Raw genomic sequence first — 12143 nt, 5'->3', positions numbered from 1 at the left:
TTCCATGACGATTATCCTTCATATCGGCGTCCACAAAACCGGCACGAGCGCGCTTCAGGCTTTTTTAGCTCGAAACGCCTCTTTGCTTTTGGAGCACGGCGTCTTTTACAAGCCGACAATCCCCGACTGGCCAAACCACAACCCTTTGGTAGCGGCATTCATGCCAGGATCGATCGACCATGGCCCGTCGCGGTTGGCAACGATGCTCGCAGAGGCGGCAGGCAAAACGCTGCTCATCAGCTCGGAAATGCTTTGCCAGCCGGAAGTAGATCTCGATCAGTTTCTATCAGGGCTCAAGGGTCACGACGTTCGCGTCATCGCCTATCTACGCCACCCAGGCGACATCGTAATCTCAGCTTTCAACGAGGTGGTCCGGCATTATGACACGCATTGGACCCGCCCGCTAAACGAGCAGCCCTTCGCCTATGACCCGTCGCAGTTGGACGTTCTCAAGCGCTGGTTGAAAATCCCACAGCTGGTGCTGGCTCCATATGATCGAGCGCAGTGGGTTGAGGGTTCGTTGTTTAGGGACTTTCTCACCATGATCGGCGTTCCCGGCGATGGGTTCGACTACAGCCAGGTTGGCGGGAACGAATCGCTGCCCTACACCCTGATCGAAGCCTTGAGGCATGTGAATGTTGCGCGCCCTTCCGCTGACCAGCACCGCCTGCTTGTCGAACTTTTCCGGACCATGCAAAGCGAGCCGGGAGAGTATCCGCTGACAGCGAAAAATGTGAGGTATTGCGTCGACCGGATGCGTCGCGCATTGCCTTTCTACCGGCCGCACTTTCGCCCCGGCTTTCAGGAAGATTTCCTTTTTGAACAACGGCATGAGCCAAAAGGCGGATGGTTCAGTTTGCAAAAATCGGCAATTGCGAGAGCGACGGGATTTCTTGCGAAAGCAGCCGCATTCCTTTTGCCGACACTTGATGCAGGTCTATTGTGAGCCCTAGATCGTGATGGCGTTTCGTTGAATCGCCCTCACGATCTAACTCTTTGTTGGAGCATGATCTTTCTCCGAAAACCGGTTCCCACTTTTCGGGATCATGCTCTAGACCTGCGGCTTTTCAGGCATTGCCAAGCCAAATTGCTCATAGAGGCGCTGCACATAGGCAGTTGCCGCACTTTGTGCCGACGCCCCAAGATGGAAACGCGCGATCGTCTCGGCTTGCACCTTGGCGATTTCCTGCAAGTGTCTGACGTCGAAACGGGTGACGCTTGATTGATGCCTGCGATGCGAATTGAGCGACTGCGGATGGAACGCGATCCCACCCTTCTCCAGCAGCCGCAGATATGCGACCCAGTCGCCGGCATCCCTATAGGAAGCGATCTCTTCGAGCCCCGCGCCGAGAGCCTCGAGCAATGTTTCTCGACGAAAGAGAACCGCGCTGACATTCGGAATGGTGTTTTTGAGGTATAGCGCCTCGCCTATCTCCTGGCGTCCGTCCACGACGTAGGGTTTAGCCCAGCGGGACCGGTCGATATCGGAGACATAATCGAGGTAATGTTCGCTCAAGATGCGCCCATCGCCATCCATCTGCCGCGACTGGCAGTAGCTCATGACTACATCGCGTCGTTCGAAGGCGGGCAGAAGTTTTTCCAGAAGGTCGGGATCGGCGAGATCATCCGCTTCGGCGATCCAAACGAAATCGCCGCGCGCAGCTTCAACGCCGCGCATCCATTGACGGAATACCGAGCCTGAATTCCGCTCGTTCCTGATCAATCTGGCTGGAATATCGCAGGTGGCCAAAAACTGCTCGATGGTTTTGACGCTGTCATCCGTCGAGGCATCGTCAAGCACAATCAACTCATAAGGTCTTACCGTCTGCCTCACGATCGAATCGAGGCGCCTGGTGAGATATCGATCGTAGTTGTAGTTCGGCACCACGACGGATATCCGCGGCAAAGGCCTTCCGGCATAGGCCAGCAGGTCATGGAGATAGTGGCTGAAGCCAAACTCCTGCCGGACAATTTCACGGCCGATCTTAGCCAGACGTCCAGCTTTTTCCGGATCGTCGAGAAGGCTGAAAACGGCACTGGCCATCGCATCAGTGTCGAACTTGGGAACAAGGATACCACAATCGCGCTTTAGCAGATCCTGGAAGCCGCCGGCACCTTCGAAAGCAACTACCGCAATTGCCGCATCGAACGCTTCAAGCACTACTGAAGGAAATGGATCTTCACGCGACGTCAAGGCATATATATCAGCCGAGAAATAGTACTCTCTGGGATCCTCCACCAAGCCGACAAAGACAAAACGATTCTCAAGCCCAGCATTCTTTATTCGCTGCATTTGAAATGCGTGCAGAGCATGATCGACATGACCTACCCAGACAGCAATCGCATCCGGATTAGCCCTTGTTACCTTGAGTCCGGCGTCAACGAAAAGATCCAGCCCTTTACGGTGATCCCCGTATCCGACCGTGAGAACTATGCGGGCGTCCTCACGCAGGCCGAGTCTCTTGCGCACCCGATCCCGCACCGCAACGCGATCCTCTTCCCGAAATGGCGTGCGAAAATAGGAGCCTTGCGGACGGGTCACCGCCCGCCCGGTTGACCTGCCTACGAAATTCTCAAATCCGGATCGAACAATTTCCGCGGGAAAGACCAAAACGTCGGCGTGTTTCGCGATCGCGGCAGCATGCCGCTTAAGCCCGACGGATTTCAAAACGCCCGGCATTTCGTGAACAAGCGAGACGGCGCAAAAGCCTGCTGCCTTCAGCAACGGAACGAGAAGCCCGGAGACCGTTGTATTGACCACCGCTATCTCGGCCCCGCCGCGTCGGATAGCCTTAAGGCGCTCCAACACCTTTGCCTTGGGTTCCGCCGCAAGGTCGATCAGATGTACATTGGCCACTTCCGCGAAGCGACGTAGCAGATTGCCGTGGCCCAGGACGATCAACTCGGACTTGAAGCCAAGCTCACCGAAACCTCGTGCCATGTTCATGGCAAGCATTTGCGCGCCGTGTGGATGTGCGTCGTGTGAGACTACAACGATGCTTTTCCCTTCATGACGTACTGCCTCCAATGCATCGCGGGTCGCCTGGAGGTACGCATAGCCAGTCTGCGCATCCGGTTCCAGATGCGCCCCTTCTGCCCATTCGTTCCAGGCATTGACGAAGACTAGTCTTTCACTTGGCTCGTCGATGTAATTGATGGTGTCCTTGGCGGCGTTTTCGAGCCACCGCCTGTAGAGATCCGGCGTATTGTTGATGAAAGCCGTTCCATTGTTCTTGCGACGAGCGGTATTGTCCCAACCTGGGCAGACGGAGCGAAACAGCTTATACTCGCGGAGAGGATATTGTTCGCTGCGCTTCGGAAAAATAGACCAGTCATAAACAGTCGTTCCGAAGTCGTCTGCCAGGGGCATGACTTGATCGGTCACGTTCGGAGGCGCGGAGTTGTTCGGCGGAAATTCGACAGCGGCATCGAAGCCGTATAGTCTCGGATCGTTCTTTTCGAACGATTGAGTGTAAGCGAGATAGATCTCGCCGAGGCCGTTCTCACGACACCATTGGCGCCAGCGCGAAGCCGTTTCACTGGCGTCCGGGAGCAAACTCGGTCGGTAAACCAAAAGCACCGGCTTACCGTCAATTCGGATATATCGGGGATCGCGCAGATAGGGCGCGACCTCTTTGATAAATGCAAGATCGTCCGCTGGCGAATGGTTCTGCGCTATGAGGATTTCGCTGTCGAGCCCGTCCCACCGACGGGACCAGTTCTCGTTGGCCCAGCATAAACAGAATGGAAGATCCAAATCCCTGTCATTGAGCCAGTTCTCCAACGGCTTTTCGAGTAGCCTTTTTCCTGCAAACCAATAGAAATAGAAGCAGAAGCCCTCAATTCCGTATAGCTTCGCCAATTCGATCTGGCGGCGTTGTACCGCTTTGTCTCTGAGATCGTAGTAACCAAGCTCGCCAGGCACATGGGGCTGACTATGCCCCAAAAACTGTGGCTGCGCGGGTTTGACATTGACCCATTCCGTAAAACCCGTACCCCACCACTCGTCGTTTTCCGGGATTGGATGGAACTGCGGAAGATAAAAAGCAATTACGCGCACCGGCTTATTCGCCAATGGCTCGGAATCCAGCAGCGGAACGTGTACGGGCTTCGGCACGCCTGAGCCGACAGCTGCGGTGCCGGCAATTGCCGGTAACCCACCAACATAAGAGTTGGAACTCCGCCAAGCCTTATAGGCAGTGGTATTTTTGAAAAAAAACGACAAGAAACGGAAAACAACGCCTTTGAACTTCTGCTTCGTGCCCGTCGGCACAGGAAGCTGATGCCAAGAGGCGTAGGCAACCCGGCTCAACCGCTTACGACACGACGCAGGAATACGCGCAACCGCGGCGATACCGTATCCGATAGCACGAACTGGCTGCGTCGTTCGCCAAGATGTGCTGCTATACACCGCGTCAAGGACGTCATGCAGCCGCTTTTCCTCGGCACGGGCGTGGTCGCGTTCCATCTCCAGCCCGGTTGCGTAGGCGCGAAGAGCGGCGTTCTCGCGCTCAAGCTCCTCGTATCTGCCTGTGCCCTCGTGAGCCTGCCGACGCAGTCCGTCGTACTCGGCCTGCAGTTGGTCGATCTGGACCGCGCGTTGATCAGCCAAGGATTTCAGATCCGCCAATTCCTTGGCAAAGGTTGTCTGATATTCCTGCAACCCGGTTTGCGCCCCGAGCCTTTCAATCTCGGCCATGCTTTGCTCGGCCTCTCGCACGAGCCGCGTGACCTCGACGTCACGCTCGCCGATTAAGCGATGAAGTTCAGCCTTCTCTCTAGCGAACTCTGCCTCGCGTTCACCCCAGTCGGCGTGTCTTTGCCGCTCCAGAGCGGTCAAAGTCTCAATTTCGGCAGCACGTTGCCGGGCCAGTTCAGCGCTGTCGTTTGCGACCGTTCGCAGGTCGGCCTGCGCTCGTGCCGAGATCCGCTGTCGTGCCTCGAGCTCGGGAAAGAACGCGTCACCGAAGATCGGCGATACAGCGTCGAATTCAGCCTTCACCCTATCGAGCGTGGCAAGCGCCTCAGCATCCTGCCCGTCGTTACGAAGCGCGGTCAAGGCGGCATGGGCGTCCTTGACCCAGTCGGCGATGCGTTCATCGGCCAGTAGTTGCGCACCGCCTGCGGTATGATGCTGATATTCTCGCGAGAGGTGAGCATCCACATGGGCCGCGATGTCGTCCACAGTCCGTGGTTGGCCGATGGCCAGCACCGCCGCTATGTTCTGGATTTCATGACGCCAGTCTAGCATAAGCGCTTCGTAGGAGAGGAAGACACGCGGCCTGCCGCGTGTGGCGGACTCAGCCTCCAACTCGTGGCGCAACCATAGAAGTGCCGCAAACCCCGGCGTAAAGCCGTCTCGCTTGGCGAGCGACGCAAGGACCGAAAGTGGGTTACGCCCAGTCAAGACATAGCGAACATCGATCTTCATCGACTTTAGGATGTCAGCGTAGAACGGCACAAAACGAGATATGCGCGGTTCCTTCAGCACGAAGAGCGGAGCTTCGCCGTATTCTTCCTCAAGGATGCGAGCGATCTCCGCGCGGTAGAATTGGGCACGAGGCTTGCCGAGGTTGGCCGCGTCGAAGACGCGCCAATCGTCCCAGCGACTACCGGCTTCCGCAAGCATCTGATCATTGAGAGCGTTCAATGCTGCCGGTTCCCAGTAACCAGTCGCATTGTTGCTGTCTTTTAAAATTAAGTTCTTCGGTAGCTCGGCGCCAAGCAGGCTGATCACCCTCGTCAGCGCGCTCGTGCCTGAGCGATGCATGCCCAGCACCATGATGCATGTGCGCTTCGCCGGCTTGGCCTTCGCGGACTTGGCCCTAGCGCGCGTCTTCGTCGCCGCTTGATCGGCCGACTGCGCGCTCGCATCGCGCAGTTGCTCCGGTGATGGATTTTCGTTCATGCACTCAATGCCTGTCTCGTCTCGCGCCCCCCCAGCTGCCGAACCACCCTCTCCGTGGCTTCCCGCCATTGCTGCGCCTGCCACCCAAACGCCTCTGCAAACTTGGCACTCGACAGCCGCGAATTTTGCGGGCGCCTGGCCTTGGTCGGATAATCCGCCGTCGCGATATCGCGCACTTTCGCGTGCGGGCCACCAAATGCTCGGCTTGTGTCGAGGATGTGACGGGCAAAGCCGCTCCAGTTGGTGTCGCCCTCGCCCGCCAGGTGATAGACGCCGAAGGCGGCGAAATTGCTGCCGTCGCCCAGCTTCGGCGCCGCATGCAGGATCGCGTCGGCGATGTCGAGCGCCGAGGTCGGATTGCCCCACTGGTCGGCGACGACCGATATCTCGTCGCGGTCGGCGGCCAGCCTCAGCATGGTCTTGACGAAGTTCCTTCCGAAGGGGCTGTAGACCCAGGCCGTGCGCAGGATGAGGTGGCGCGGGTTGGCCGTGGCGACCGCCTCTTCGCCGGCGAGCTTGGAGGCGCCGTAGACGCCGAGCGGCGCGGTCGGGTCGGTCTCGACATAGGCGCCGTCCTTGGCGCCGTCGAAGACATAGTCGGTCGACAGATGGATGACGGGAACGCCGAGCCTTGCCGCCGCTTCGGCCACCTTGCCGGCGCCGGTTGCGTTCACGGCGAAGGCCAGGTCCCTCTCGTCCTCGGCCTGGTCGACGGCGGTGTAGGCGGCGGCGGACACGACGATGTCGGGCCTTGCCGCTTCAAGGGCTGCAAATACCGTTTCGGGCCGCGCAAGGTCGAACGCCGGCCGGCCGACGGCGACGACCTCGACATCGTCGCGGCCCCGCGCCGCCTCGACCAGGCTTGCGGCGACCTGGCCTTCGCGTCCGGTGACGGCAAGCCTCACGTGGTCACCCTGCCCTCGGCCGCGTTCCCGGCCAGGCCATTTTCGGTCTTTGCGCTGCCGACCGGGGCGTTCTCGACCGGGCGCGCCGTAGCCCGGCCCAGCCGCGCGCCGTCGTAGCGCTGCTCGCGGATCGGCCCCCACCACCATTTGTTGTCGAGGTACCAGTCGACGGTCCGGGCCAGGCCGCTGTCGAAATCCTCCCGCGGCGCCCAGCCGAGGTCGCGCGCGATCTTGGAGGCGTCGATCGCATAGCGCCGGTCATGGCCGGGGCGGTCGGTGACGAAGGTGATCAGCTCGCGATGGCGCTTGCCGCCGGCGCGCGGGCGCCTGAGGTCGAGCAGGTCGCAGATCGCCTCGACGACGCCGAGATTGGTGCGCTCGGAATTGCCGCCGACATTGTAGCTCTCGCCCGGCCGCCCCTTGGTCGCTACCAGCTCCAGGGCGCGCGCGTGATCCTCGACGAAGAGCCAGTCGCGCACATTGGCGCCGGCGCCGTAGACGGGCAGCGGCTTCTCATCGAGCGCGTTGAGGATGACCAGCGGGATCAGCTTTTCCGGGAAATGGTAGGGGCCGTAATTGTTCGAGCAGTTGGAAAGCACCACCGGCAGGCCGTAGGTCTCGTGCCAGGCCCGCACCAGATGGTCGGAGGCTGCCTTGGAGGCCGAATAGGGCGAGGACGGCGCATAGGGCGTTTCCTCCACGAACATGCCGCCGTCGAAAGGCAGGTCGCCGAACACCTCGTCGGTCGAGACATGATGGAAGCGGAAGCCCGCCTTGCGCTCGTCGGACAGGCCGCGCCAATATTCCAGCGCCGCATTCAGGATGCGGTAGGTGCCGACGATGTTGGTCTCGATGAAGGCGCCTGGACCGTCGATCGAGCGGTCGACATGGCTCTCGGCGGCGAGGTTCATGACGATGTCGATATCGTCGCGGCGCAGGATCTCCAGCACCGCGCGCTCGTCGCAGATGTCGGCGTGCTCGAAGCGGTAATTATGCGCGTTCTCGATCGGCCGCAGCGAAGCGAGGTTGCCGGCATAGGTGAGCTTGTCGAGATTGGTGACGCGGTAGGCCGGATTGGCGCATAGATGCCGGCACACGGCCGAGCCGATGAAGCCGGCGCCGCCGGTGACCAGGAAATTCATGCCGCCGTCCCTCCTCACGCGAACACCTCCGCCGCGGTCAGCAGCGGCGCGTTGAGGTCCTTGTCCGAAAGCTGGAAGCCGCCCGCGATCTCTGGCCATGCGATGCCGATCGCCGGGTCGTCGAAGCGGATCGAGCGGTCATGTTCGGGCGAATAGGTGTCGGTCACCTTGTAGAGCACCTCGGTATGCGGCACGAGCGTGACGAAACCATGCGCGAAGCCTTTCGGCACCAGGACCTGGTTGCCCTTGTCGGCCGATATCTCCAGCGCTTCCCATTTGCCGAAAGTGGGCGAAGAACGGCGGATGTCGACCGCGACATCGAGCACGCTGCCGCGGATGACGCGCAGCAGCTTGGCTTGCGCGCGCGGCGGCAGCTGGTAATGCAGGCCGCGCAGCACGCCGGCCGCGGCGGAATAGGAATGGTTGTCCTGCACGAAATCGAGATCGATGCCGGCTTCGGCGAAGCGCTCGGCATTCCAGGTCTCGCTGAAAAAACCGCGCGCATCGCCATGCCGCTTCGGCACGATCTCCAGCACGCCGTCGAGGCCGAGCCGCCTGACCTCAAGCACCGCGTTCCTCCATCAGATCGGCCACCCGCCGGCGCAGATAGGCGGCATATTCGTTCTTGCCGAGCCGCGCGGCGCGATCCAGCACCTTGTCGGCGCTGATCCAGCGCTGCTCCAGCGCAATCTCCTCCGGACACGCGATCTTGATGCCCTGGCGATGCTCGATCGTGCGCACGAAAGACGATGCCTCGAGCAGGCTGTCATGCGTGCCGGTGTCCAGCCAGGCATAGCCGCGGCCGAGGCGGTGGACATGCAACTCGCCACGCTCGAGATAGACATTGTTGACCGCGGTGATCTCGAGCTCGCCGCGCGCCGAAGGGCGGATCGTCGAGGCGATATCGACTACCTTGTTGTCGTAGAAATAAAGACCGGTGACGGCCCAGTTGGACTTCGGCTTTTGCGGCTTCTCCTCGATCGTCAGAGCCTTGCCGGTGGCCTTGTCGAAGGAGACCACGCCATAGCGCTCGGGATCGTCGACATAATAGGCGAAGACCGATGCGCCGCCATCGCGCGTCGCCGCCTCGCGGCAGAGCTGCGACAGGCCACCGCCGAAATAGATGTTGTCGCCGAGAATCATCGACACGCTGTCCTTGCCGATGAAGTCGCGGCCGATGATGAAGGCCTCGGCAAGGCCGTTGGGCTGCGCCTGCACGGCATAGGACAATTCCAGCCCGAATTCGGAACCGTCGCCCAGCAACGCTTGGAAGACCGGCAAGTCGCGCGGAGTTGAAATGACCAGAATCTGGCGAATTCCCGCGAGCATCAGCACGCTCAGCGGGTAATAGATCATCGGCTTGTCGTAGATCGGCAGTATTTGCTTAGAAACCGCTAATGTTAGCGGATAAAGACGTGTTCCGCTGCCACCCGCAAGGATAATTCCTTTCAACAAGCTCTCCTTGAACTACCGCGGCCCCCGCCTCGACGCCAAGTTGCCCGTGCTTAGTTTTCGGGCGCTGGCTTGTCAATGTCGGCTTTGACTGCTTCCCGACGTTACTTCATCGCTTTCTATCATCCGACAGGAGGCGGTTTCGAGCGAAATCCGACAGCGCCATGAAAAAGGGCCGGCGGGCGCTTGTCGCCCGCCGGCCCTTTTCTCGTCGATTGTTCTCAGCCGCGCTTGAGCAATGTCCACACGGCCGGCACCAGGCTGGCGGCCAAAGCCACCTTGATCAGGTCGCCGACGATGAAGGGCAGGACGCCGAACTGCCAGGACTTTTCCGGCCCGATGAGCGTGGCCAGCCAGGCAAAGCCCATGGCCATCATGACAACCTCCGCTATCAGCATGGCGCCGAACAGCTTGAAAGGATCGCGGTCCCAGCCGCGGTCGGCGGCCCAGCCGGCGATCGCCGCCATGACCACGAAGCCGGCGAGATAGCCGCCCGTCGAGCCCAGCATATAGACAATGCCGATGCCCTTTTCCGGCGTGCCCTGGAAGACCGGCAGACCAAAAGCGCCCTCGGCAAGGTAGAGCAGGAGCGTCGCGACGGCAAGGCGCAGGCCGAATGCCGAGGCGATCAACAGCACGGCCAGCGTCTGCAGCGAGATGTCGACCGGGCCGAGCACCACCTTGGTCTTGGCCGAAAGCGTCAGCAGCAGGGTTCCGGCGAGCGCCAGGAAGAGCTGGGTCGCCAGCCGGGCAACACCCCGATCCGGCAGGGTGAGAGAAACAAGCGGGCGCATCGTGGTTGCAGTTGCCATGGTCTTCCCCATTCTGGCTGATTTGCCGGGTGGCTGATTAGCTGGCTCTTAAAGCGCATCGCGCAGAAACGCATTCATGCGACGCGCTTTAAAAACTGTCTTGATGCATGTCGTTCTCCCAAAAACCGCTGCGCAGTTTTGGGCGACATCCATTGATTTTCCTATATTGGCTTCCGTATCGGACGGCAATCACTTTGCCGCATCGCAACGGAGTCCGCAGGCATGGCCCTTGAATTCGACACCAGCTTCGATCCCGCCTACGGCCGGGCGGTTCCGGTTGCGCCGGATGTGCTGCGCATCACCGCAAGAAATCCGGGTCCTTTCACCTTCCACGGCACCAACAGCTATCTCGTCGGCAGCGACACGCTGGCGGTGATCGATCCGGGGCCGGAAGACGACACCCATCTCGAAACACTGCTCAAGGCGATCGGCGGCCGACCGGTCAGCCACATCTTCGTCAGCCACACCCATCGCGATCATTCGCCGCTCGCGGCGCGGCTGAAAGAGCGCACCGGCGCGCCAACGCTTGCCGAAGGCCCGCATCGGCCGGCGCGCCCCTTGCGCATCGGCGAGGTCAATCCGCTCGACGCCAGCGCCGATCTCGCCTTCGTTCCCGATGTCGTGCTGGCCGACAATGCGCTGACTGAGGGCAACGGCTGGGCCATCCGCACCGTGCTGACGCCCGGCCACACCGCCAACCACGCCGTGTTTGCCCTCGAGGGAACCGGAACGCTGTTTTCAGCCGACCATGTCATGGCCTGGTCGACCTCGATCGTCGCGCCGCCGGACGGCGCCATGGTCGACTATATGAGCTCCCTCGACAAGCTTTTGGCGCGCGACGATCGCTTGCTGTTACCTGGCCACGGCGGACCTGTGGCCACGCCCCAAAGCTTCATGCGCGGCCTGAAGACGCATCGCAAGATGCGCGAAAGGGCGATCCTGGAGCGCATCCGCGCCGGAGACCGGACGATCGCGGAAATGGTCGCGGCGATCTATCGCGACACCGACCCGCGGCTATACGGCGCCGCCGGTCTTTCGGTGCTTGCCCATCTCGAGGATCTGGTTGCACGCGGCCTCGTGGCCACAGAAGGCGATCCGGCGATCGACGGCATTTTCAGCCCCGCCGCGTGATCACTCAGCCGGCGCCGCGCCGACCTGCCCGGCGACTTGCTGGTCCAGCTCGCCAAGGAAATCGGTGATGCGGGCGGCGTTGTCGCCAAGGTCGTAGCGGCCGTAGCGCGAGGCCGAGCGCATGTCGACGATGACCTGCTCGCCGTCGTCGGTGATGCGGATGGCGACGTCGGCCGGTAGTCCGAGCACAAAGCCCCTGGCCAGCGCGTTGATCGTCGCCTCGCTTTGCCCGTTGATGTCGGGATAAGGCGCCGTCAACTGCCAGTCGCGGCGGTCGAGCACGGTTTCGACAGCGTCGACGACGGTTTCGAAAGGCAGATTGTAGCTGCGCCCGCTGACCAGCGGATAGGCCTCGGCCTGCAGGGCCTGTTCGCCCGGGGTCGGCGGCGACAGCTCGTTCATGTCGGCGGTGCGGTCGCTGGTGTCTAACGCGGGCGGATCGTCGAGATCGGTCGAGATGTCGCGCAGCGGCGGATAGATCGTCGCCCAGTAGACGGCGACGCCGTAGGGTGCCAGCACCAGCAGCGCCAGCAGCGCGCCGATGGAGAGATCGCGGCCGCCGCGATCGCCGAAGCTCCAGACCCTGGCCAGGCCGAGACCGGCCAGCAACAGGGCAAGCGCAGCCAGCAGCGCCACGAGCGCCAGGACCCACAGGAAAGGCGGCGTCTCGACGAGACCCAGCCTGTAAGCGGCAACGGCGGTGAGCAAAAGGACGAAAGAGAATGCCCCGATCCGCCGCGACCAGCCGGCCGCCTTCGACGTCTGCCGTTCAGGAATTGTAGCCATTGTCTGC

The 12143-nt window shown here is 61.1% G+C and carries 9 protein-coding genes; 2 read left to right on the top strand and 7 right to left on the bottom strand.

Translation table 11 applies throughout. The features are described from left to right. Positions 1 to 4 precede the first annotated feature (4 nt). Positions 5 to 946 (top strand): hypothetical protein, encoded by a 942-nt coding sequence (locus tag FJ423_RS28370; RefSeq protein ID WP_140846217.1) that lies wholly within the window; start codon positions 5 to 7, stop codon positions 944 to 946. Positions 947 to 1051: 105 nt separating this feature from the next. Here FJ423_RS28370 and FJ423_RS28365 read toward each other — a convergent pair whose 3' ends face one another. The 6 genes from FJ423_RS28365 to FJ423_RS28340 all read right to left on the bottom strand — a co-directional run bounded on the left by FJ423_RS28365 (position 1052) and on the right by FJ423_RS28340 (position 10219). Beyond that, positions 1052 to 5908, bottom strand: coding sequence for a glycoside hydrolase family 99-like domain-containing protein (locus FJ423_RS28365; RefSeq protein ID WP_181174931.1), 4857 nt, complete (start codon positions 5906 to 5908; stop codon positions 1052 to 1054). Then, entirely contained in the window at positions 5905 to 6813 is a 909-nt protein-coding gene (gene rfbD, locus FJ423_RS28360) for a dTDP-4-dehydrorhamnose reductase (protein WP_140846215.1), read from the bottom strand. Before rfbD ends, FJ423_RS28365 begins: the two co-directional genes overlap by 4 nt. Next, entirely contained in the window at positions 6810 to 7955 is a 1146-nt protein-coding gene (rfbB, locus tag FJ423_RS28355) for a dTDP-glucose 4,6-dehydratase (protein ID WP_246680342.1), read from the bottom strand. The genes rfbD and rfbB overlap by 4 nt, the downstream gene beginning before the upstream one ends. 14 nt (positions 7956 to 7969) lie before the next feature. Next, positions 7970 to 8524, bottom strand: a complete 555-nt coding sequence (gene rfbC / locus FJ423_RS28350; RefSeq protein ID WP_140846214.1) for a dTDP-4-dehydrorhamnose 3,5-epimerase — start codon at positions 8522 to 8524, stop codon at positions 7970 to 7972. Then, entirely contained in the window at positions 8517 to 9407 is an 891-nt protein-coding gene (gene rfbA / locus FJ423_RS28345; protein WP_095767160.1) for a glucose-1-phosphate thymidylyltransferase RfbA, read from the bottom strand. Before rfbA ends, rfbC begins: the two co-directional genes overlap by 8 nt. A gap of 221 nt (positions 9408 to 9628) precedes the next feature. After that, positions 9629 to 10219, bottom strand: coding sequence for a biotin transporter BioY (locus FJ423_RS28340; protein WP_140846213.1), 591 nt, complete (start codon positions 10217 to 10219; stop codon positions 9629 to 9631). 222 nt (positions 10220 to 10441) lie between these two features. On the opposite strand from FJ423_RS28340, the gene FJ423_RS28335 reads away from it, so the two are divergent. Continuing rightward, positions 10442 to 11350 (top strand): MBL fold metallo-hydrolase, encoded by a 909-nt coding sequence (locus FJ423_RS28335; RefSeq protein WP_140846212.1) that lies wholly within the window; start codon positions 10442 to 10444, stop codon positions 11348 to 11350. Here the strand turns inward: FJ423_RS28335 and FJ423_RS28330 are convergent, their stop codons facing one another. Further along, complete coding sequence (locus FJ423_RS28330; RefSeq protein WP_140846211.1) at positions 11351 to 12136, bottom strand: DUF1499 domain-containing protein; 786 nt, start codon at positions 12134 to 12136, stop codon at positions 11351 to 11353. It lies immediately after the preceding gene. Positions 12137 to 12143 lie beyond the last annotated feature (7 nt).

The organism is Mesorhizobium sp. B2-8-9 (assembly GCF_006439475.1).
Classification (GTDB): Bacteria; Pseudomonadota; Alphaproteobacteria; order Rhizobiales; family Rhizobiaceae; genus Mesorhizobium.
This window is presented reverse-complemented; position numbering and strand designations above follow the sequence as displayed.